The sequence below is a fragment of the Streptomyces fructofermentans genome (assembly GCF_014651055.1).
Taxonomy (GTDB): domain Bacteria; phylum Actinomycetota; class Actinomycetes; order Streptomycetales; family Streptomycetaceae; genus Streptomyces; species Streptomyces fructofermentans.
The window spans coordinates 1-20,616 of record NZ_BMWD01000033.1; the positions used below are offsets into that span (position 1 = coordinate 1).

Consider the following 20,616-nt stretch of genomic DNA (forward strand, 5'->3'; position numbering starts at 1 on the left):
AACGGCCTGTTGCCCTGGGGCTTTCGAGTCGTACGAACTGCACTGTCCATTGCCACCTCTGGGTTGAGGTGTTGCAACGACCGATAGAACCCAGATGGTCGGGGGTTCGGAGAGTCGTGGTCGGGAGTGTGGTCGGGGCCGAGCCGGCCGCACCGTACGTGTACCCGTTGTCGGGGTGGTCGGGGTGTGGCCCGGCCCCGAGCGCGGGGTGGTGCGGAGTCAGGCTTTGCGGTGAGGTGCCATCCAGCTCAGGCGCTGACCGAGGTCGTGAATGGGGCGCCACACAGGTGCCGAGGGTCCGTTCCCCAGCAGATCGGCCAGCGCCGCGACCAGGACCGGAACCGCACGCAGGAATCCGGGCGGGGTCGCTTGTCGGGCCGTGGCGTTGAGCGCCTGGAAACGGTGCTCGATGCCTCTGGGCCGGTGCCGTCGAGGACGAACAGCAGCCGCGGGAACAGCGGACAGCGCCGCTTCCAGGCCGCCTCCTGCTGTTCCGCGCCGTAGCGTCGGGGCGGTGTGCGCCCGCCGGGTACGGGCACGTATGCGTGGAGCCGCGCATAGGCGCCGACCTTCGCCGACAGTCGTTCGGGGCCCATGGTGGCGCGGTCGACCTCGACGAACGCCCGCAGCAATCTCCAGCCGTCGCCCCCGTCCCGGTTCTGCGACCGCCTCTCGTAGTAGAACAAGCCGTCGGGGATGACGGCTTCGCCGTTGCCGAGCGGGTGGTGGACCTCGGGGATCCAGTCCAGCGGCATGCATACGTCGCCGCGGCGACGGGCGTCCTGGACGAAGGCCAGGGCGGTCTCGGTGACCGTCAGCCCGTGTCCGGCCGCCAACCGCACGGCCGTGGGATCGCTGCCGCGCCGCAGCCGCGGTGCGCAGTTGCGCAGCTCCGGCCACGAAGCCGCGATCCGTGCCCCGTACTCGGTCGGGAACCACACGCGCGTGCGCCCGGCCTGCGGGAGGGTGATGCGGTCCACCAGGCCCTCCGCGCGCAGCTTGGCCAGCCGGCGCCTGGTCTGCTCGATCCGCACCCCGGGTGCGGTGAGCAGATGCATCTGCTCGGTCGTTGCCATCCGGTACTGCACGACCACCGCCAACGCCAGCCGGTCCCCGCCGCCCGCATCCACGTTCACCATCACCGAACCTCCGCAGGTTACGGCGGCACCCCTCCGGCGGGGTGCCGCGCGTCTCCGCCACGGGACCAGCCGGCCCCGACCGGCCCGGCGACCATCGAGGCCCGACCGCGGTCACGATGCGACAACACCGCCCTGAACCGGGCCGACAACCCCGCTTCGGACCCCTCCGGAAACTGTCCGCGCCCCACGGGCCGCCTGACGGTATCTCCGCAGGTCACCACACTCGTGCGGTCGTGGTCGGGAGCCCGACATTCCCCTCAGCACACCCCACGCCGCACCGAACAAAGAAGAAGGAAGAAGGAAGGAGGAAAAAGGGCGGGTGGGGCGGGTGCGTGCCTCGGGGGATCGGCGGCACGTGTTCCGGGTTGCGCGTCGGCGCCGCCTCCGCGCCACACGCACCGGACACGGCCGGCGCGGGTCTGAGCCGACGATGTCGCCGACACGGGGCACCCGGCGGGGTGGCCCGCGATGCGGTGGAGTCCGGGTCGGGCGGGTTCGGCGCTCCGGAACCCTTCGGAAGCGCGCGTTGCGGCGTCCCCGTCGCCGCCATCACGCCCCGAACGCACTGTCACAAAGGCGGCGTGGCACACCCCGCATGGTTGGCGTACACCCCGATCTTCGGTAGGTTAGGCAAGGCTTACCTAATGGAGGTTTTGGGATGGGTGACCGTCACAGCTGGACGGCCGCGCCGGCCACGGCACAACGTGCCAGGTCGGTGCTCGCCGCGGCATGGTCCTGCGCGGTGACCGCTGAGGGCGGCCGCGAGGAGTTCATCGGTGTGCACACCGTGGCCGAGGACGGCCGGGTGCTGCTGCGCCTTCCGGACGACAGCACGCTCGCCGCGGCGGCGATCTGCGCACCCCGCGGAGAGCCGTCCGCCGTCCTGGAGTTCGCGGACGTCGCCCCCGTCCCCGTACGCAACCGCATCCGCGCCCGGCTCTGGATGGCGGGCTGGTTCGCCGCCGAGGAGAGCCATCTGGCCTTCCACACCACCCGCGCCGTGCTGCGCGACGCCACCGGAGCGGTCGTGGTCGACCTCGACGAGTTCGCCGTCGCCGAGCCCGACCCGCTGGCCCTGGCGGAGGCCCAGCTGCTGACCCACCTCGCCGACGCGCACAGCGACGCCGTCGAGCGGCTCACCCGCCTCGTGGAGCCCGAGAGCCTGCACGGCGCGGTCCGGGTCCAGCCGCTCGCCGTCGACCGGCACGGACTGACCCTGCGCATCGAGCGGGCCGGCAGCCACGGCGACGTACGGCTGCCCTTCCACCGTCCCGCCGACGACCTCGGCCAGCTCACCGAGCGCATGCACGTCCTGCTCACCCAGGCGAGCAGGACCGGCTGCCCCCGCACCCTCCAGCGGCAGCACACGGAGCGCGACGGCTGACGCCGCGGCACGGGCGCGGGCCCGTGCCGCGCTCACCGGTCACCATCCGCCGGCGGCCGTCCCCGACCGCCCTCCGGTACGGGTGCCGCCGGCCGGCGGTGACCGGTCGGCCTGCGCCTACCAGTCGCCGTCGCCCACCGGCGCACCGGGCGGGTCGCCCAGCGGCTTCACCTGGTGGGGGGACGGCGGCTGCCACGGCGTGTGGTCGTCGCCGAGCCACTCGCCCACCGGCTTCACCGCGCCCAGCGTGTCCGTCGGAGCGAGGTCCGTGCCGTCCTGGTCGTAGTAGTCGAACCACGGCAGCCCGGCCCGCGTGTACGCCGCGCGGTCGACGGGCGAGGGCGGCGGCGCCTCACCCGTGATGCGCCGCCACTCGGGCGGAGTCACGAGGTGCACGAAGACCCGCCCGGCAGCCTGCGAAGCCCAGTCGGAGAGCGGCCGGTCGTCCTGGTAGACCTCCTGACGCATCGAACCGCCGACACCGAGACCCATCGCCGCCGCGGCCCGGGGAGCGGCGCCCGGAGTGGGCATGCCGCCGGCCGACTGCTGCGGGGCCGGCACGGGACCACCGGGCGGCGGCGGGGCGCCCGGCGCCCCCAGCGACATGGGCATCGCCGCCCCGTAGCCGCCCGCCGCCATGCTCCGGCGCTGCCGCTCGGCGGCCTCCGCCAGCCGGCGCTGCTCCGCGCGCCAGGCCTCCAGCTCGGTGTCGTTGAGGGGGAAGGACTGCAACTGCACCCCGCCCCAGACCTCCTCGCCGGTGACCTGGCCCTCGACAGTGGCCCCCAGTCCGAGAGGCACCGCGACGAACTGGCGGACCGTGCCCTTGCCGGAGTTGATGCCGTCCAGCCACGGCTGCCGGGGCAGTACCACGTAGTTCTGCGGCTTCCGGGCGAGTTTCGGGTTCCACGGCCGGCCGGAGATCGCGCACACCTTGCCGACACCCACCTGGAGCGCCGACGGCTCAGTGGTGCCGCCGAAGCTGAGCCACATCGCCTCGCGCAGGTACACCGGCAGCATCACCCCGCCGCGCGCCAGCCAGTCGGCGGGCACGGTGTCCGGGTAGTCCTCCACGCGCCGCAGGGGGAACTCGCCCAGCCCCGGGGGCAGGGGATGCGTCCCGCTCTCGGGCAGGCGCAGCGTCCGGATGAACCGGATGCGCACCCCGTCCGGCAGCCGCAGTGTGTTCCCGTCGATCCGTACCGTGCCGTCGGCCATCCGCCACTCCCCTTTGTCGTTCCGGTCGCTCTTGCCGCGCTTGCTGTTCCAGCTGCGCTCGCCGTCGCCGCAGGTCCCGCTCGTCGCCGCCGTCACCGGCGCCGTTGCCCGGCCGCCCGGCGTCCAGCGACGCCACCCCGCCACGCCACGCGCAGACGTCACCCCGCACCACGACCGGCGGGGGCGGAACGGTTCCGCCGCCTCGGGTTGAACCGCCGCAACCGCCGGCGCAGACGGTACAGCCACGGCCGCCGCTCCAGTTTCTCGCGCGTGTGGCGGTCGAGTTCCTCCAGCAGCCGGCGCGAGCGGTGCTCCATGTCGAGTTCGTCGAGCATCCGGTTGACCTCGGTCAGGACGGCTCCGTGCAACTGCCACTGGCGCGCGTCACGCCGGATCTCCTCCAGCAGCAGCTGGGCCACCTTGTCGCGGGTTGCGGTGGCGGTCGTGAGCTCGGAGGCGAGCCGTGCCTCCGCGGACTCGGCGTTGTCGCTGACATCGCTGGTGACGAGGACCGCGAAGCTGACCACGGCGTCACCCACCTCGGACAGCAGCTCCTCCAGGTTCTCCCCGATCGACGGTTCGAACAGCGGCTCGGGAGCCCGCTCCTTGGCCAGGTCCGTGAGGGTGCGCGCGAGGACCCGCAGGACGACCGTGCAGATCTCCAGCGTGTCCAGACCGGTGCGCAGCACGACCCGGTGCAGCAGGCCCTCCCGTACCCGCGGATTGAACCGCAGGCTGTCCTCGGCCTGCCGCAGCGCCGCGTCCACCTCGACGATGTCGTGGTCGAGCCGCCGCGCCTCGTGCAGCCGCGCCGCCGCCAGGGCCACGGGCGGGCGCCCCGAGGCCTCCTCGCCGATGCGCAGCAGCAACTGCCGCACCCGGCGCGCGAGATCCTCGATGGACTCGCCCGCGGCGCCGACCCACACCGGCGGCGGGAGCAGCAGATTGCAGCTGAGGCCGACCACCGCGCCGATCACCGTCTCCAGAATGCGGGACCACGCCGTGTCTCCGACGCTGGAGACGCCGAGGACCAGCATCGCGCTGATCGCGACCTCCGGCACGAACTCGCTGACCCGCACCAGATGGCCCACGGCCAGCGAGGCCAGGATGAGCAGGCCCAGGCTCCACCATGTCAGTCCGACCAGGGCGCTGAACCCGATGGCGACGACGACGCCCGCCACCACGGAGTTCACGCGGCGGACGCCGGTGGTGATGGTGGAGTAGAGGGTGACCTGGACGACGAGCAGGGCGGTCAGTGGCGCGGTGAGCGGAGCGGCCTCCGGACTGAAGTGCAGGGCGACCACATAGGCGAGGGTCGCGGCCGCCGCGGAGCGGAGCGTCTGGACCACCACGGGCTCCCGGCGCCACTTGGACACCCGGGCAGCACTCGCGTCCCACACTTCACGTACATCTCGCATCCTTGGCCACTTCCCGTTCCGGGCCCGCGCCGAACTCGGCCGGACGGCGCAGCCCGCCGCCACGGCATTCGGCGGACCGGTTGACGGTGGCCGGCGGTGGGCGGCGGCGCGTGGGTGGCCAGGAGCGGGAGGCACGGGTGCGGCCTGCCGGGGGAGGCGCGGATGGGCCGGTCGGTCGGGCGCATACGGCGGTACGCGCGCGGGTCGACGTGCCCCGTGAGGTCCGGGCCGCAGGGGGAGGGGTCAGGCGTGGAGCCGGTCCAGGAAGGCGGACAGATGCCCCGCGGTGCGGGCGATCTGCTCCTCCAGCGTGAGGCTCTCCTCGATGCGGGAGCCGGACTCCAGGGGCTTCTTTCCGCGCAGGTACAGCGAACATGCCAGGTCGGCGCACATGTAGATGCCGACCGAGTTGCCCTCGCGCCCGGCGGTGCCCGCCTTGCGCGCCGTCATCAGGGAGACGCCGTTGCCGGAGTGGGTCGTCAGGCACAGGGAGCACATGCTGCGGTGCAGGAAGCCGCGCTGCTGCGAGGGGAAGCGCAGGGTCACGCCCACGAGCCCGTCGCCGCGCTCGGTGACCAGGAAGCTGCGGTCGGGCGCCCCGGGGTCGCGCCAGCCGAGGAAGTCGAGATCGGCCCACGGCCGCTCGGCCAGGTCCCTCGGTGTCGCAAGCCGTTTGGCCTCGCCCTTGGAACAGTTGATGAACGAAGAGCGGATGTCCTGTTCGGTCAGCGGCCTCATGACGAGGGTTCTCCTGGAGAATCGGTGATGTCACAGCCTAGGGGTACTAGGTTCTGGACTATGTTACGTAGCCGTTCCCATGGGAATCCAATGAGTTTCCGCCAGGCCCTCCGGTACGGGTGGGGTCCCCTCGCACGGGACGGGAATGCGCCCAGCCGGGAGCCGGGAGCCGGGAGCCGGGAGCCGGGAGGCGGATTCGGGGAGCCGGGTGCCGCGAGGCGGCATGGACGCCGGCCGCATCCCGCAGGGGCGTCCCGGTTGCGGGGCCCTGCGCCCACCCCTCCCCGGCCCGGCGGCGTCAGTGCTCGTCGTCCCCGTCGCTCCCGCCGGCGTCGTCCCCGACGGTTCCGCCGCCGTCCGGACCCGCGCCCGCGCCCGCGTTGGCCAGGCGCAAGGCGAGCGTCCGCAGGAGTTCGGTGCTCTTGACGTCGACGCGCCCCGAGTCGTGGATCTCGGCGAGTTCGGAGAACAGGAACGCGAAGGCGCCCACCAGCGAGATCGCGGCCGGCATCAGGGCGTCGATGACGGCCTGGCCCGCTTCGGCCGGAGTCGCGTCGCCGGGGACCTCGACCGAGGGGAACACCTCGGTGACGAGCCGGCCGAGCTGGGCCTCCCCGGCGTCTATGTCGACCTCGACGTCCTCGTTGAGCCTGCGCACCATTTCCTGGGTCTCGGTCAGGACGCCGATTGCGCGGAGGATGATCTCGCTCTGTTCCATGCGCCGGAGCCTATGCGTTCAGCCCCGGCGGTGGGGAAAGGGTGCGGACCAGGTACCCGGAGCGGGGCCGCCGCCGGGGTGAGCGGCCCTCGGCGCCCCTGACGTGCGGGAGTCGCCCCCGCGCCCCCGGTGCCTTACGTACGCTGTACCGGTGTCGGAGCCGCCCCGTACGGTCACCGACCGGCACGGACGCCACCCGGCTCGAACGCGAACCGGCGTGAACCGAGATGAAGCGGCATGAATTGCGTCGAAACGCTGGCGGGGGTCGGCGCGGGGTGCCGGGCGGTGTGTGCGAGCGGGGTCGCGCGGGGCGGGTCAATGCGCTTTCGGCGCGGACCCGTTGAGCGGCCGCTGGGCGCCATCGGGCGTTGGGGCCCGGAACGGAGACGCGGGACGCCGGAGTACGCGGAGGGTGGGGAGGGCGCGGTGGAGGGGGAGGACGGCGTGGGCGGTGACGGCGGGGCGGACGGGATGGCGGCCGAGCGGGCCAGGAGGGTTCTCGACGCGGCGGGGCTGCCGTCCGCGGCGCTCGCCCACTGCCGTCCGCTGAGCGGCGGGTCCTACAACACCGTCGAGGAGATCGTCCTCGGCGACGGCACCCGGTACGTGCTGAAGACACCGCCGCCCGCCTCGGTCCCCGGGCTGGCGCACGAGCGCGAACTCCTCGTGTCCGAGGCGGAGTTCTACCGTGCCGCCGCCACCGTCGGTGTGCCCGCGCCACGTGTCGTGCCGCTCTCGGAGGGCGTGCCCGCGGGCCCTCACCTGCTGATGACGGCCTGCCCCGGCGAGACCTGGTCCACCTACCCGGCACCGGAACAGGCTCTGTTGCGAAAGGAGTTGGGGCGCCAGGTGGCCCGGCTGCACACGGTGACCGGCCCCGGCTACGGCTATCCGTCCGGCGCCCTCGGCCCGCTCGCCGCGGACTGGCGGACCGCCTTCACGGCGATGTTCGACGCCGTCGTCGAGGACGCCCGCAGGTACGGGGCCTGGCTGCCGCGCCCCGTGGACGAGGTGGCCCGCGCGGCCGCGTCGGCGTACGCCGTGCTGGACGAGGTCGCGCTTCCGTGCCTGGTCCACTTCGACCTGTGGCGGGGGAACATCCTGGTCGAACGGCCCGCGGGCGGTGCGCCGGGGATCGGCGGGCTGATCGACGGCGAGCGCATGTTCTGGGGCGACCCGCTCGCGGACTTCGTCTCCCTCGCCCTGCTCGGGGACATCACCGGGGACCAGGACTTCCTGAAGGGCTATCAGGAACTGCGCGGTCAACTGGAGTTCACCCCGTCGGTGCGCCGGCGCCTGGCCCTCTACCGCAGCTACCTCTACCTGATCATGTGCGTCGAGACGGTTCCGCGCGCGTACGGGGACGAGCACGCCGGGTGGCTGCGCGAGGTGGTGGGCCCGGAACTCGCCGCGGCCCTGGACGAACTGGGCCCCCATTGATCCCTTGCTTTTATCTCACCCTATAAAGTAAGTAGTGAGTTAAGTTCCTGCGGCGGTCGCGTCAGGACAGCGCGCGACGGTATCTTGCAGGTCGGGGGCAGGCGGGAAGGAACCAGATGGCGGGGCGGAGCGGTCGCACGGTACGTGACCTGCGGCGGGGCAATCGTACGGCCGTGCTGCGGCGGCTGTACTTCGACGGACCGATGAGCCGCTTCGAACTCGGCCCGGCCACCGGACTGAGTTCCGGCTCCATCAGCAACGTCGTCTCCGAGCTGGTGGCCGACGGCCTGGTGGAGGAGGCGGGCAGCGTCGACTCCGACGGGGGCCGTCCGCGCACCCTGCTGCGTGTCTCGCCCGCCAGCGGCCACATGATCGGCGTGGACGTCGGCGAGACCCGGGTGCGGGTGGAGCTGTTCGACCTCACCCTGACCGAACTCGCCCGGACGGACAGGCCCCTGGAGCACCGGGGATACGACGTCGACGTCGTCGTGGGCCACATCCGCGACGGTGTCGCCGAGGTGCTGGCCGCCGCGGGCATCGCTCCCGAGCGGCTGCTCGGGGTCGGCATCGGCGTGCCCGGCATCGTGGAACGTACGGCGGAGGACGGGGCCGTGGTGCACGGCCAGACCATCGGCTGGCCCGCGGTGCCGCTGGAGTCGCTGCTCCGCGAGGCGTGCCGGCTCCCGGACTCCGTCCCCTACTTCACCGACAACGGCGCCAAGACGCTCGGCCAGGCGGAGATGTGGTTCGGTGCCGGACGCGGCGCCCACAACGCGGCCGTGGTCCTGTTCGGTTCCGGCGTCGGCGCGAGTCTGGTCTCGGACGACGTCGAGTACGGGCGGGCCGTGGAGTGGGGGCACCTCACCGTCAGGGTCAGGGGACGCCGCTGCCGGTGCGGCGCCCTCGGCTGCCTGGAGGCGTACGCGGGCGCCGAGGCCCTGCTGGAGCGCTGGGAGGAGCAGGGAGGACGGCCGCCCGAGGGGGTCGACGAGGAGACCGCGCTCACCGCGATGCTCGCCGCCGCCTACCCCGCCGACGGCGGGACGGCCGACCCCGTGGCGCTCGCCGTGTTGGAGGAGACGGCCGAGTACCTGGGCGCGGGCCTGTCCGACCTGATCAACCTGTTCCAGCCGGAGCGCATCCTCATCGGCGGCTGGGCCGGTCTCCAACTGGGCTCCCGCTTCCTGCCCGCCGTCCGCGCGCACGCGACCTCCTACGCCCTGCGCCATCCGGCGGGGCGGGTCACCATCGACCTCGGCGCGCTCGGTCCCGACGCCGTCACGGTCGGCGCCGCGATCCTCCCGCTGGCCGACTTCTTCGCGCACGGCGGCCGGCGCGCCGGGTCCGGCACCGAGGGCACCCCGCCCCCCGCATGGCAGGCCTCCATGGAGGAGCGCGCACCGCGGGCCTCCCTGGAGCAACGCACCGCGCACTGAGGATCTTCGGGGTTTCGCACCCGCGACCTCAGGTACCCGCCCCGGGCCGGGCACGACGGCCCGCCCCCTGAGCGCGCCCGCAGGCGTGCGAGGAGGCGGACACGGATGTGCGGGCCGGCATTCGGCGCTGGGTGAAACGGAGAGGGAGTGCGCGGTGACGGACAAGCGGACGGAGACCCCGGGGGAGCACGGCGGCCTGATACCCCGTGACATGCCGGACCAGCAGGCCCAGGACGGCGACGACCCCTGGGACGTCGTCCCGGCCGGGCCCTCACGGGAGGCCGGCTCCGGCGGTGAAGGCGAGGCGGACCCGGCGGACTCCGCGGACGGGCCGCAGCGGGACGCGGAGGGCGTACCGGGCACCGACGAGGCGGGCACGGGCCCGCGGGGCGCTCCCCGGAAGGGCACCGTGCATCCCGAGCACCCCGGCCCGCAGGAGTCACCCGCCTGATCCCGGGCGCGCGGGTCCGGCCCCGGGCGGGGTGACCGCCCGGGGCCGGGGCGCGCCACCCGGGGCCCGGAGGCCCGGCGCCCGCCCGGCCCCACCGGGGGTGGCGGCGGCTCAGGCGAAGGCGTCGACGCCCGTGAGTTCCGCCGACAGGGCCCACAGCCGGGCGGCGGACACGGGATCGATCGCGTAGTCGCGCACGCCGGTCCGGTCGCCGTCGGCCGTGGCGGTCTCGGCGATGTCGCAGTCCTCGCAGTACACACCGCCCATGCCGTCCAGTTGCGGCGAGGTCGCGGCCCACACCTGGGTCGCGGCACCCTGCTCGGGCGTCTTGAAGGCGTCGGGGACGGCGGGCACGCCGTTCTCGTCGATCCAGCCGCGCTCGACCATCTCCTCCTTGGCGAGGTGGCGTTGCAGCGGAGTGAGGATGCCTCCGGGGTGCAGCGCGAAGGCGCGGACGCCGGAGTCCTTGCCGAGGGCGTCGAGTCGGACGGCGAACAGCACGTTCGCCGTCTTCGCCTGCCCGTACGCCTGCCACTTGTCGTAACCCCGAAGCCAGTGCGGGTCGTCCCAGCGGATGTCCGAGGTGTGGTGCCCGGCGGAGGACACGGAGACGACGCGGGCCCCGCCGGGGGCCAGTGCGGGCCACAGCCGGTTGACGAGGGCGAAGTGGCCCAGGTGGTTCGTCGCGAACTGGGCCTCCCAGCCCGGTCCCACACGGGTCTCCGGGCAGGCCATGATCGCGGCGTTGCCGATGAGGATGTCGATCGTGCGCTGCGAGGCGAGGAACCGGTCGGAGAACGCGCGCACGCTGTCCAGGTCACCGAGGTCGAGTTCGTCGACCTCCGCCCCCGCCACGTCCGCGAGTGCTTCCCTGGCGGCCGCCGGACGCCGGGCCGGGACGACGACCTCGGCGCCCGCCCGGGTCAGCGCCCGGGTGGTCTCCAGGCCGAGCCCCGAGTACCCGCCCGTGACGATCGCGAGCTTCCCGGTCAGGTCCGTACCGGCGAGCACGTCGTCCGCGCTGCTCCGGAAGCCGAACCCCGAGCCGATCTTGTGCTGTGCGGTGGTCATACGTCCGACGCTACGGACTGGAGCGCACTCGAAGTCAAACGGAACGCGCGGCCGGCGACCGGGCGCGGGCAGAGGAAAGGCCCCGACCGGACGGGGGAATCGCGGTCGGGGCCGTCTGTGGGTGGCCGCGGATGGCGGTCGCCTCTCGGCGGAGTGCTCCACAGGGCTTCAGCCGAACGATCTTCCCTGTGGGCGGAAGGTGAGGCCCGGGGACACTGTTCCATCCGCACCCACAGCTGATTTAACGGGAAACTACTGATGAGTGTTCCCAGGTCGGCGCGGTCCGGCCGTGATCTGTGTCACGAAGGCGGACCTCACCCGCCCGGCGTCCCGGCCGGTGTCCGGCGGTCCCGCGCCCAGGCCAGCAACTCCGGCTCCGACCAGGTCGTGACCACCCGCTCCGGGGGCACCCCGCACTCCTCGGCCCGCGCGCACCCGTACGCCTGCCAGTCGAGCTGCCCCGGCGCGTGCGCGTCCGTGTCGACGGAGAACAGCACGCCCGCGGCGACCGCCCGGCGCAGCAGCCGGCGTGGTGGGTCGAGCCGCTCGGGACGGCTGTTGATCTCGACGGCCGTGCCCGTCTCGGCGCACGCGGCGAACACCTCGTCCGCGTCGAACCCGGACTCGGGCCGCCCCCGCCCGGTGATGAGCCGGCCCGTGCAGTGCCCCAGTACGTCGGACAGCGGATCGCGGACGGCGGCGACCATCCGGCGGGTCATCGCGGCCGCGTCCATGCGCAGTTTGGAGTGCACGGACACCACGACGACGTCGAGCCGGTCCAGCAGCTCCGGCTCCTGGTCCAGCGACCCGTCGTCGAGGATGTCGCACTCGATGCCGGTGAGGAGCCGGAACGGGGCCCAGGTCTCGTTGAGCGCCGCCACCACGTCGAGCTGCTGCCGCAGACGATCGGGGGACAGGCCCCGCGCGACCGTGAGCCGGGGCGAGTGGTCGGTGAGGACCGCCCACTCGTGCCCGAGACGGGCCGCAGTGCGCCCCATCTCCTCGATCGGGCTGCCGCCGTCCGACCAGTCCGAGTGCAGATGGCAGTCGCCGCGCAGCAGGGCCCGCAGCTCCTCGCCGCCCCGGACGAGGGGCCCGGCGGACTCCCGCTCCAGGTTCTCCAGGTAGCCGGGCACCTGCCCGGCCAGTGCCTCGCGCACCACCTGCGCGGTCTTCGGCCCGATGCCCTTCAGGGACTCCAGCCGTCCGTCGGCGGCCCTGCCCGCCAGCTCCCCGGCCGGCAGCGCCGCGACCACGCCCGCCGCCGTGCGGAAGGCCCGTACGCGATAGGTGGGAGCCAGGGAGCGCTCCAGCAGGAAGGCGATGCGGTCCAGGGCCTCGGCGGGGTCCATGCCTCCAGCGTCGCCCAGCCCTGCACCGCTCGCACGGCGGCGGACGGGCCCACGTGCCACGATGTAGCTCGTACCGCGAACCTCGTACGGACGCCGGCCCGCCGGCGTCGCCGAGTGCCACGACGACCGACAGCACCGCCCGGCAGGCTTAGTGGCGGAGCGCCTGTGGAACCGGTGGGATCATGACTGAAATCGCAAGCCCTTACATCTCGCACCCGCGGATCACGGTCCTGGCGGTCCAGCCCGGCAATCCGCCCTTTCGCATCGTGGAGATCGACGGCGACGTCATCGGCGAGGCGAAGAACTTCACGGACGTCCTGATGGCCGCGGCGGCCTACGGCATCGTGGTGCACGACGCCGACGACCCGGACGTGGTCCGCTGGGTCGGCGGCGACAAACTGACCTGGCGACTGCGCTGAGCGCCGCCCGGGTCCCGGGCGCCGCGCGACGGTGACACCGCGGCGGGAGGGCCGGGCCCCGTGCACCGGGTCGCCCACGGGCTCCGTGCCGGCAGGCGCGCGGGTCGCCCGACGCCGGGGAACGGACACGGCCTCGCGTCCGGCGCCGCGCGATGCCTCCCCGAGCCGCCGTCCCCGCCGGTGCGCCCTGCCCGCCCGACGCCGGTACTCACCGGGGGAGTCCCGCCTCCCACTTGCGCCGGCGCACCGCGTCGTCCCCGAGGACGTGCCGGCACAGGTCGAGGAGTTCGCCCACCTCCGAGTCGCCCTGCGGTGCCCCCGCCGAAGGGCGCCAACGCAGCACGGCCTGCCCGGCGCGTGCGCGCAGCCTCTCGTCCGGGTCGGCGAGCAGCGCGACCGCGGCACGCAGCGCCGCGGCGCCGCCGCCCGCGACGAGCAGCCGGAACGCGGCGGCCCGGACGTGCCGCGGCCGGTCGGCGGCGGTGCGTTCCATCAGCCATCCGGCGGGCAGCCCGCCCGCAGACGGGAGCAGGGCCGCGACCGTCTCGCGCGTGACGCGCGGGGCCGGGTCGTCGAGCAGCGGCAGCAGCCCGTCCGCCCTCGCCACGTCGAGCGTGCGCAGCCCCGCGACCGCCGCGGCCCGTATCCCGGGCCCCGCGTGCCGGACCAGCGGCCACAGCAGCGCGCCGTCCGCGCGCTCCCCGCACTCGGCCAGGCCGATCACCGCACCCGGTGAGGGCTCCGGCGCGTCCGGTCCCGAGCACCGCGTCCGGTACCAGGCCGCCGGATCGCCGCCCGCCTGCCGTACGACGTACCGGGCGCACGCGCGCACCTGCGCGGCCCGGTCGTCGAGGAAGGCCCCGGCCCCTTCCGCCCGGCCCGCCCGGCGCAGGGCGGTGACCCCCGCCGCACGGGTCCGCGGCGTACGCGCGCCGAGCAGCCGTACCAGTACGGCGTCCTCCGTCGCCCCGTCGCCGTCGCCGACGGCCGCGAGCGCCGCCGTGGCACAGAGGTCCTGGACCACGACGTCGTCGTCCCGGGAGGCGGTCGCGGCGAGCTCGGCGGGGGCGAGTACTCCCTGCTCCACGGCGATCCGGTACCCGAACCGTCGTACGGTCCGGTCGGGATCGGCGAGGAGGACGTCGAGGCGCGCGCGGGGCGCCCGGTCAAGGACCTCCCGGAGCAGCCCCACGCCGAACTCCCCCCGGCCCCGGCGGCCGACGCGCAGGATCAGGGGCGCCAGAGCGACCGCGGTGTCCGCGTCGAGGGTCTCCCGCAGTACCTGCCGGGCCCGCTGCCGTACGGGGGCGACCCAGTCGGCACACCGGACGGCGATGAGCGGAAGCAGGTCGGGCCGGCCGGCCGCGTCGCGCACGGCCGCCTCCCTGACCCGCCCGTCGCGGTGGCACAGCGCGACCGCGAGGCGGGACAGGTCGTCGGCCGGCGGCGCGCCGAACGGCGGGGACGGCGCCGGGACCATGCAGCGACTCCGCACGTCCTCGTCGAACGCCTGCCAGGCGGCGGGGTCCCCGGCGGCCGGTGCGCGGTGCGGCGGCGGTCCGGGCGTGGGCCCGGTCACCGCGGCCGCCGTGCCTGCCGAGTCGCCGATCATGTCCGTCCCCCGTTCGTCCTGCTCCAGACGGAGATCGTAGAGCCGTACCGGCGCGGAAGTCGCCCGCATTTCCTGCGGTCGACTCGGCATGGGGCCACCCGTTTGCGTTTGCCGTGACCCGTCGGAGAGCCGGGCGGACGCGGACCGGCCCGGACCTGTCGGGCACAGGTCCGGGCCGGTGGTGGCACGGGTTCCGGCGGGGACGGCCGGGATGCCGGCCCACGGCGGCGCCCGCCCCGCCCCGCTCGGGGCGGCCGGTCCGGTCGGCCGCCCGGACCCGCATGGCGGTCGGCTGCCCGACCCGCGCGGCGGTCGGCCGCCCGGTTCCGCGCGGAGGTCAGCCGATCGGTCTCCTCAGCCGACCGTCCACTTCTGGTTGGCCGTGCCGGCGCAGGTCCAGATCTGCAGGCGTGTCCCGTTCGCGGAGTTGTTGCCCGTCACGTCCAGGCACTTGTTCGCCTGCGGGTTCACGATGTCGCGTGCCCCGGTGACGGTCCACCGCTGGGCGGCGGTGCCGTTGCAGTCGTAGAGCTGGACGGGCGTACCCTCGGCCGTTCCGCCCGCCGTCACGTCGAGGCACTTGCCCAGCGCACGGATCGAGCCGTCGGAGCCCACGGTCCACTGCTGGGCGGCCGTGCCGTTGCAGTCGTAGAGCTGGACCGGCGTACCGTTCGCGGAGTTCGCCGCCGCCACGTCGACGCACTTGCCCGCGAGACCCCGGATGGGAGCGCCGCCCGAACTCTCACCCGTCGTCACCTTCACCTCGTCCACGACGAGTTGCTGCGGGAACACGGTGGACCCGTCGGGGTCGCCCGGCCAGTAGCCGCCCACCGCGAGGTTGAGGATCAGGAAGAACGGCTTGTTGAACACCCACTGCCTGCCGCCCAGATCGGCGGGCGTACGCCGCTGGTAGACCGTGCCGTCCACGGACCACGTGATCGCCTCGGGCGACCAGTCGACGGCGAAGGTGTGGAAGGCGTCCGCGAACGCCTGGCCGCCGGGCAGCGTGTACGCGCCGCCGATGCCGCCCGAGCCGGAGTACCCGGGGCCGTGCAGGGTGCCGTGCACGGTCGAGGGCTCGAAGCCGACGTTCTCCATGACGTCGATCTCGCCCGAGTTCGGCCAGCCGACCTGCCCGATGTCGTTCCCGAGCATCCAGAAGGCGGGCCACATGCCCTGCCCGCGCGGCACCTTCAGCCGGGCCTCGACCCGGCCGTACGTCGTCGTGAACCTGCCCGAGGTGTTCAGGCGGGCCGAGGTGTACTCACAACGGCCGTACCAGCACTGGTAGTTGTTCGGGTTCTCGCGTCGGGCGGTGATCACCAGGTGGCCCTGGCCGTCCAGGGCCGCGTTGTTGGTGCCCGCGGTGTAGAACTGCCGTTCGTGGTTGTTGACGTTGTCGCCGGTCTCGGTCTGCCACTTCGAGGAGTTGACGGCCGAGCCGGCGGGCCCGTCGAAGGTGTCCGAGAACGTGACGGCCGCCGCCGCCCTCGGCTCGGGTGCCGCGGCTCGCGTGGGGTCCGCCTGGGCGGGCGTGACGGCGGCGGAGGCGAGGAGTACGGCGGAGAAGGCGGCGAGGAGGCATCTGCGGAGCAGGCGTGGGGAGTCCACGACTCTCCCTTCCGTACGGCGGCCCCGTGCGGGGTGCGCCGACTGAGGTGGGGGGTGCGTGCTTCGCCTCTTGATTTAAGAATTGAGGAAAGGGGGTGTCAAGGCTTTGGTACGGACCAACCGTTCACATCCGGTGGTCCGCCCCGCCCGACACCCCCTGGCACTCCCGCCGCTCCCGCGTCACCGACGCGGCCGTGCGCGTCAGGACTTGGCGCTCTCCCGCCTGCCGCGCCGCTTGCGCGGATGCACCGCGCGGCTCAGCCGGCGGCCGAGGATCAGGTAACCGACCAGCGCACCCGTGGTGTTGAGGATGACGTCGTCGATGTCGAAGGCCCGCCCGGTGATCAGCGCGCCCTGCACGAGCTCGACCAGCAGCATGACCGTCGCGGTCAGCAGGAGCACCCGCAGGATTCCGCGCACCCGGGGGATCAGCACCGGAAGCAGGATGCCGAACGGGATGCCGAGGACGAGATTGCCGCCGATCTGCCGGAAGGCGTCCCGCAGTTCGGGCTGGTCGAGATAGGCGCGCAGGGAGCGGCCCGGATGCATGTTGTTGTGCGTCAGCGCCTCGGACGCCGGCGACGGCTGGAGTGTGATCTGCGCGAGGGCCGCGGCGAACGCGACCATGGCGGCGAAGGCGACCAGCACCAGCAGCAGCCGTACGAGGAAGGGCAGGGGCCGCCGCTCCCGGGTGGCCGCCGACGGGCGGGCGGACTTGGTGTTCCGGGACCCGCGCTCCTTCTTCGCCGGACGGGGGCGCGACTTGCCGGACCGGAACCGTGAGGCGGACAAGGAGCGAAGTGCTGTACGTGGACGTGACACTGCGCGGTCCATCCGACCTCCATTTATCAACCGTGCTGCTGGCCCTCGACCAGTTACCCCGAATGGGTCGGACAATGCAGCCGATGTTCGACGTGCGGAAGCAGGGTCCGAGTTCCCGGTGTTCCCGGTGGTCAGGGCGGTTTCCTGTGCTCCCTGGAGCGGGCCCGCGGAACCGGGGAGGGGCCCGGCGGGGTGTTCGCCCCGCCGGGCCCCTGGACCGCGGTATGCGCTTGCAGCCGGCCGCCTCGGCCGGGTCCGTCCGGGCACGGGCGGGCATGGCCGGGCCGTGGCCGCCGACCCGCGGACGACGGCTCACGACCGGAGGTGGCGGCTCACGACCCGTAGGTCACGGTCACCTCCTTGAAGCCCAGCGAACCGAGCAGGCCCTTGAGCATGCTCGTGGTGTTCCCCTCGGCGCGTTCGGTCAGCTCGCTGTCCTTCGCGGCGTCACCGATGTGGCGGGCGGCGAGCCGCTGCACGGCCCTCTCGTCGTTCGGATTGTCCGAGAAGACGTCACCGAGCCGGTCGAGCAGACCGCGCTGCTTCGAGACGGCGTACGACTCGTCGGGGTCGAGCGCGGCCTTGCCCAGCCGGGCGTGGGGGAGATTGAGCTCGGCCGAGGTGCGGTCCTTGTTGACCTTCACGTCGTTCTCGCCGACCTTCCCGAGGTCGACGTAGGCGTCCACGGTGCCCGCGCCCACGTAGAGGGTGCGGGTCCCGCGGAGCGCGTCCGGCAGGAACCGGGCGTCCTTCTCCAGGTCCACCACCACCTGGAAGTTGCCCGAGGCGGCTTCGTAGCGGCTTATGTCCTGTATGGACTTGAGGAGCGTGGGCCCCGTCCGGTCATGGGTGTCCTCGCGGAACACGTCGCGCAGCCCGGGCAGCAGGCTGAGCTGCAACCCGGCGCCGAGCACCACCAGAACCAGCACGATCGCGCTCGCGACCTTGGCCCATCCCGGCAGGCGTTTCAGGGACGTCGTCATGTGACCGCCCTCCTTCCCTCCTCCCTTGTGCCCGCCAGAACCCTTGGCAGACAGGCATGTTGGGCGGGGGCGGACGGGTCACAGGACCTCGGAGGCCGCCTCGTGCCGGCCGAGCACCTCGTCCATGCCCGCCAGCGGAGTCACGACGCGGTCGAAGCCGGCCACCTGCATGATCCGGAGGGTCAGGGGGTGGGTGCAGACGAGCTGGAGCCGGCCGCCGCGGGCGAGGACCCGGCGGCGGGCCCGGTACAGCAGTCGCAGTCCCGAGCAGTCGAAGAACTCGATGTACCGCAGGTCCAGGACCACTTGGGCGCCCGGGCGCCCCGTCACCTCGTCGAGGACGGGGACGATGTCCAGGGCCGCGATGATGTCTATCTCGCCGTGCAGCTCCAGCACGGTGTTCCCGCGGTCCTGATGGACACGCAGGTGGGGAGTGCGGGACGCGGGATCGTCGCGCACGACGACATCACCTCCAACCAGGTCACCGGGGGCCAGGGTGACGTCGTTCTGCGAGAGCAGGCGCGGCACCGTGGGCCAGGAGGCCGCCAAAACGATTCCCACCCAGCAAGTTACCCTCGTTGGAGTGAATTCCAGCATGTTCGATTGACATATGTCTGGGATTTAATGTGCGTGGCGTGTGTGGGATGCGCCCCCTGACGCGCCCGTCGTTCCCGTGTCCCGCGCCCCTCGCTCCCCGGGCCTGCGGCCTTTTCCTCCCCGGGACCCGCTCCCCGTGCCCGTCGGGGTGTCAGCGCACCTGGAGCACCAGCTTGCCCGTGGTCCTGCCGGTGTCGCCGAGGGCGTGCGCCTTCGCGGCGTCGGCCAAGGCGAAGGTCTCGGCGACCGTGGCCCGGAGGCGCCCCTTCGCGACGAGGTCCGCGATCGCGTTCATCCCGGCCTGGTCCGCCTCGACCAGCATCTCGATGCCGCGCACGCCCGACCGGTCCGCCTCCTCGGCGAGTTCGGTGGTGCCGGTCGGCAGGATCGACACCAGCAGACCGCCCGGGCGGAGGGTGCGCAGGGAGCGCGACCGGTAGTCGCCGCCGATGGTGTCGAGGACCACGTCGACGTCGCGGACGGCCTCGGCGAAGTCGGTCTCCCGGTAGTCGACCGGCTCGTCGACCCCGAGGCCGCGCAGGTACTCGTGCTTGCCCGAGCTGGCCGTCCCGATGACGTACGCGCCCCGCGCCTTGGCGATCTGGACCGCCAGGTGACCGACCCCGCCGGCCGCCGCGTGGATCAGGACCCGCTGCCCGGACCGGACGTCCGCCGTGTCGACCAAGGCCTGCCAGGCGGTCAGCGCGGCCAGCGGAAGCGCTCCCGCCTGGATGTGGTCGATCCCGGACGGCTTGCGGGCGAAGGCCCGCGCGGGGGCGGCGACGTACTCGGCGTGGGCGCCCACGCCGTGCGGGTAGGGCAGCATGCCGAAGACCTCGTCGCCGGGCTGGTGCAGGGTGACGCCCAGGCCCACGGCCTCGACGACCCCCGAGACGTCCCAGCCGAGCACGAACGGCGGCGTCCGGAGGAAACCGCCGCCTGCCCGGTGCTTCCAGTCGGTCGGATTGAGGCCGGCCGCGTACACCCTGACCAGGATCTCGCTGGGGCCGGGCTCGGGGACTTCCAGTTCCACTTCCTTGAGGACCTCGGGACCGCCGAGGACGTCCTGACTGATGGCTCGCATGGTGCGGGGAGTGCTCATGGGCTCCAGACTGCCGGGCGCCGGTCCGACAGAAAATGGCAAGATGGTCATTGTTCGATAGGATCGTGCCATGCAGCGGACGTACTGCGGGGAGAGCCCCGAGCAGACCGGACCCGACGGACCGGACGCGCACGACGAGCGGGTGGAGCGGGTCGTCGTGCTCGCCCTCGACGGCGTGTACCCCTTCGAGCTGGGCATCCCCAGCCGCATCTTCGGCTCGGCCGAAGGCCGCTACGAGGTGCTGACCTGCACCGTCGACGGGAAGCCGGTGCGCAGCAGCTCGGACTTCTCGATCACCGTCGACCACGGCCCCGAGGTGCTGGCGACGGCCGGCACCGTGGTGATCCCGCCCTTCAGTACGTCACGGGTCGGCGCGGAACTCGCCGAGCCGGTCGCCGCCGCGCTGCGCGCCATCCGGCCCGGCGCCCGGATCGTCTCCATCTGCACGGGCGCCTTCGTCCTGGCCGCGGCCGGCATGCTCGCCGGACGCCGGGCGACCACGCACTGGGAGCTGGCGGGGCTGTTCCGGCAGATGTTCCCGGACGTGGACCTGGACCCCGACGTCCTGTTCGTCGACGAGGGCTCGGTGCTGACCTCGGCGGGCGCCGCCTCCGGCGTCGACGTCTGCCTGCACCTCGTGCGCGAGGACCACGGCAGCGAGTTCGCCAACCGGGTGGCCAGGCGCTGCGTGGTCCCGCCGTGGCGGGACGGCGGGCAGGCCCAGTACATCGAGCAGCCCGTGCCGGAAGCCTCGGCCGCCGGCACCGCGGCCACCCGGGAATGGGCCCTGCGGCGGCTCGGAGAGCCGCTGACACTGGCGGACCTGGCGGCCCACGCCCGGATGAGCGCCCGCACCTTCGCCCGCCGGTTCAACGACGAGGTCGGGATCAGCCCCGGTCGCTGGCTGATCCAGCAACGCGTCGTGCGCGCCCGGCAGTTGCTCGAATCCAGCGACCTCCCCGTGGACCGGATCGCGGGCGAGGTCGGCTTCGCCACCGGCACCTCGCTCAGACAGCACCTGCACGCGGCGATCGGTGTGTCCCCGCAGGCCTACCGGCGTACGTTCCACGCCACCCGCCCGCGGTGAAGGGCGGGCCCGTCCCCC

General features: G+C 73.4%; 19 protein-coding genes. 6 read left to right on the forward strand and 13 right to left on the reverse strand.

From position 1 onward, the window contains the following. Positions 1 to 248: 248 nt before the first annotated feature. On the reverse strand, positions 249 to 1,139 hold the full coding sequence (locus tag IE265_RS32705; protein ID WP_229916787.1) for a replication-relaxation family protein: 891 nt from the start codon (positions 1,137 to 1,139) through the stop codon (positions 249 to 251). Between the two features lie 658 nt (positions 1,140 to 1,797). On the opposite strand from IE265_RS32705, the gene IE265_RS32710 reads away from it, so the two are divergent. Next, positions 1,798 to 2,523 (forward strand): DUF2470 domain-containing protein, encoded by a 726-nt coding sequence (locus IE265_RS32710; RefSeq protein WP_190039387.1) that lies wholly within the window; start codon positions 1,798 to 1,800, stop codon positions 2,521 to 2,523. Positions 2,524 to 2,640: 117 nt separating this feature from the next. On the opposite strand, the gene IE265_RS32715 is transcribed toward IE265_RS32710, so the two are convergent. The 4 genes from IE265_RS32715 to IE265_RS32730 all read right to left on the reverse strand — a co-directional run bounded on the left by IE265_RS32715 (position 2,641) and on the right by IE265_RS32730 (position 6,615). Continuing rightward, on the reverse strand, positions 2,641 to 3,741 hold the full coding sequence (locus IE265_RS32715; protein ID WP_190039454.1) for a hypothetical protein: 1,101 nt from the start codon (positions 3,739 to 3,741) through the stop codon (positions 2,641 to 2,643). A gap of 158 nt (positions 3,742 to 3,899) precedes the next feature. Then, the gene (locus tag IE265_RS32720; RefSeq protein WP_190039388.1) at positions 3,900 to 5,159 is read right to left on the reverse strand and encodes an FUSC family protein; all 1,260 of its coding nucleotides are present in this window, start codon (positions 5,157 to 5,159) and stop codon (positions 3,900 to 3,902) included. Positions 5,160 to 5,402: 243 nt separating this feature from the next. Next, complete coding sequence (locus tag IE265_RS32725) at positions 5,403 to 5,897, reverse strand: FBP domain-containing protein (protein WP_190039389.1); 495 nt, start codon at positions 5,895 to 5,897, stop codon at positions 5,403 to 5,405. A gap of 298 nt (positions 5,898 to 6,195) precedes the next feature. Beyond that, positions 6,196 to 6,615 (reverse strand): hypothetical protein, encoded by a 420-nt coding sequence (locus tag IE265_RS32730; protein WP_190039390.1) that lies wholly within the window; start codon positions 6,613 to 6,615, stop codon positions 6,196 to 6,198. 471 nt (positions 6,616 to 7,086) lie between these two features. On the opposite strand from IE265_RS32730, the gene IE265_RS32735 reads away from it, so the two are divergent. From IE265_RS32735 to IE265_RS32745, 3 genes are all read left to right on the forward strand, one after another. After that, on the forward strand, positions 7,087 to 8,055 hold the full coding sequence (locus IE265_RS32735) for a phosphotransferase family protein (RefSeq protein WP_190039455.1): 969 nt from the start codon (positions 7,087 to 7,089) through the stop codon (positions 8,053 to 8,055). 116 nt (positions 8,056 to 8,171) lie between these two features. Beyond that, the gene (locus IE265_RS32740) at positions 8,172 to 9,491 is read left to right on the forward strand and encodes an ROK family transcriptional regulator (RefSeq protein ID WP_190039391.1); all 1,320 of its coding nucleotides are present in this window, start codon (positions 8,172 to 8,174) and stop codon (positions 9,489 to 9,491) included. A 154-nt stretch (positions 9,492 to 9,645) separates the two neighbouring features. Next, on the forward strand, positions 9,646 to 9,942 hold the full coding sequence (locus IE265_RS32745; protein ID WP_190039392.1) for a hypothetical protein: 297 nt from the start codon (positions 9,646 to 9,648) through the stop codon (positions 9,940 to 9,942). A gap of 111 nt (positions 9,943 to 10,053) precedes the next feature. Here the strand turns inward: IE265_RS32745 and IE265_RS32750 are convergent, their stop codons facing one another. Together IE265_RS32750 and IE265_RS32755 are read right to left on the reverse strand one after the other, a co-directional pair. Next, positions 10,054 to 11,013 carry an SDR family NAD(P)-dependent oxidoreductase gene (locus IE265_RS32750; protein WP_190039393.1) on the reverse strand — a complete coding sequence of 320 codons (960 nt, stop codon included), beginning with the start codon at positions 11,011 to 11,013 and terminating at the stop codon, positions 10,054 to 10,056. A 314-nt stretch (positions 11,014 to 11,327) separates the two neighbouring features. Beyond that, complete coding sequence (locus IE265_RS32755; protein WP_190039394.1) at positions 11,328 to 12,365, reverse strand: PHP domain-containing protein; 1,038 nt, start codon at positions 12,363 to 12,365, stop codon at positions 11,328 to 11,330. Between the two features lie 182 nt (positions 12,366 to 12,547). On the opposite strand from IE265_RS32755, the gene IE265_RS32760 reads away from it, so the two are divergent. Further along, positions 12,548 to 12,784, forward strand: a complete 237-nt coding sequence (locus IE265_RS32760; RefSeq protein WP_190039395.1) for a hypothetical protein — start codon at positions 12,548 to 12,550, stop codon at positions 12,782 to 12,784. A gap of 208 nt (positions 12,785 to 12,992) precedes the next feature. On the opposite strand, the gene IE265_RS32765 is transcribed toward IE265_RS32760, so the two are convergent. The 6 genes from IE265_RS32765 to IE265_RS32790 all read right to left on the reverse strand — a co-directional run bounded on the left by IE265_RS32765 (position 12,993) and on the right by IE265_RS32790 (position 19,511). After that, a complete protein-coding gene (locus IE265_RS32765; protein ID WP_190039456.1) occupies positions 12,993 to 14,396 on the reverse strand; it encodes a hypothetical protein in 1,404 nt (467 codons plus the stop codon). A gap of 354 nt (positions 14,397 to 14,750) precedes the next feature. Then, entirely contained in the window at positions 14,751 to 16,007 is a 1,257-nt protein-coding gene (locus IE265_RS32770; RefSeq protein WP_190039396.1) for a glycoside hydrolase family 16 protein, read from the reverse strand. Positions 16,008 to 16,208: 201 nt separating this feature from the next. Continuing rightward, entirely contained in the window at positions 16,209 to 16,841 is a 633-nt protein-coding gene (locus tag IE265_RS32775) for a VanZ family protein (RefSeq protein WP_190039397.1), read from the reverse strand. Positions 16,842 to 17,161: 320 nt separating this feature from the next. Then, positions 17,162 to 17,812 carry a DUF4230 domain-containing protein gene (locus IE265_RS32780; protein WP_190039398.1) on the reverse strand — a complete coding sequence of 217 codons (651 nt, stop codon included), beginning with the start codon at positions 17,810 to 17,812 and terminating at the stop codon, positions 17,162 to 17,164. A gap of 78 nt (positions 17,813 to 17,890) precedes the next feature. Then, positions 17,891 to 18,373 (reverse strand): anti-sigma factor antagonist, encoded by a 483-nt coding sequence (locus IE265_RS32785; RefSeq protein WP_308434836.1) that lies wholly within the window; start codon positions 18,371 to 18,373, stop codon positions 17,891 to 17,893. A 187-nt stretch (positions 18,374 to 18,560) separates the two neighbouring features. Then, positions 18,561 to 19,511, reverse strand: a complete 951-nt coding sequence (locus IE265_RS32790) for an NADP-dependent oxidoreductase (protein WP_190039400.1) — start codon at positions 19,509 to 19,511, stop codon at positions 18,561 to 18,563. A gap of 70 nt (positions 19,512 to 19,581) precedes the next feature. Between IE265_RS32790 and IE265_RS32795 the strand changes: the two genes are divergently transcribed. Continuing rightward, positions 19,582 to 20,598 (forward strand): GlxA family transcriptional regulator, encoded by a 1,017-nt coding sequence (locus tag IE265_RS32795; protein WP_190039401.1) that lies wholly within the window; start codon positions 19,582 to 19,584, stop codon positions 20,596 to 20,598. Positions 20,599 to 20,616 lie beyond the last annotated feature (18 nt).

Coding starts and splice junctions, on each gene's coding strand:
- IE265_RS32705 (WP_229916787.1), bottom strand. CDS start 1,139: ATGGTGAACGTGGATGCGGGCGGCGGGGACCGGCTGGCGTTGGCGGTG.
- IE265_RS32720 (WP_190039388.1), bottom strand. CDS start 5,159: ATGCGAGATGTACGTGAAGTGTGGGACGCGAGTGCTGCCCGGGTGTCC.
- IE265_RS32750 (WP_190039393.1), bottom strand. CDS start 11,013: ATGACCACCGCACAGCACAAGATCGGCTCGGGGTTCGGCTTCCGGAGC.
- IE265_RS32740 (WP_190039391.1), top strand. CDS start 8,172: ATGGCGGGGCGGAGCGGTCGCACGGTACGTGACCTGCGGCGGGGCAAT.
- IE265_RS32715 (WP_190039454.1), bottom strand. CDS start 3,741: ATGGCCGACGGCACGGTACGGATCGACGGGAACACACTGCGGCTGCCG.
- IE265_RS32730 (WP_190039390.1), bottom strand. CDS start 6,615: ATGGAACAGAGCGAGATCATCCTCCGCGCAATCGGCGTCCTGACCGAG.
- IE265_RS32780 (WP_190039398.1), bottom strand. CDS start 17,812: ATGACGACGTCCCTGAAACGCCTGCCGGGATGGGCCAAGGTCGCGAGC.
- IE265_RS32765 (WP_190039456.1), bottom strand. CDS start 14,396: ATGATCGGCGACTCGGCAGGCACGGCGGCCGCGGTGACCGGGCCCACG.
- IE265_RS32725 (WP_190039389.1), bottom strand. CDS start 5,897: ATGAGGCCGCTGACCGAACAGGACATCCGCTCTTCGTTCATCAACTGT.
- IE265_RS32795 (WP_190039401.1), top strand. CDS start 19,582: ATGCAGCGGACGTACTGCGGGGAGAGCCCCGAGCAGACCGGACCCGAC.
- IE265_RS32735 (WP_190039455.1), top strand. CDS start 7,087: ATGGCGGCCGAGCGGGCCAGGAGGGTTCTCGACGCGGCGGGGCTGCCG.
- IE265_RS32710 (WP_190039387.1), top strand. CDS start 1,798: ATGGGTGACCGTCACAGCTGGACGGCCGCGCCGGCCACGGCACAACGT.
- IE265_RS32790 (WP_190039400.1), bottom strand. CDS start 19,511: ATGAGCACTCCCCGCACCATGCGAGCCATCAGTCAGGACGTCCTCGGC.
- IE265_RS32775 (WP_190039397.1), bottom strand. CDS start 16,841: ATGGACCGCGCAGTGTCACGTCCACGTACAGCACTTCGCTCCTTGTCC.
- IE265_RS32760 (WP_190039395.1), top strand. CDS start 12,548: ATGACTGAAATCGCAAGCCCTTACATCTCGCACCCGCGGATCACGGTC.
- IE265_RS32755 (WP_190039394.1), bottom strand. CDS start 12,365: ATGGACCCCGCCGAGGCCCTGGACCGCATCGCCTTCCTGCTGGAGCGC.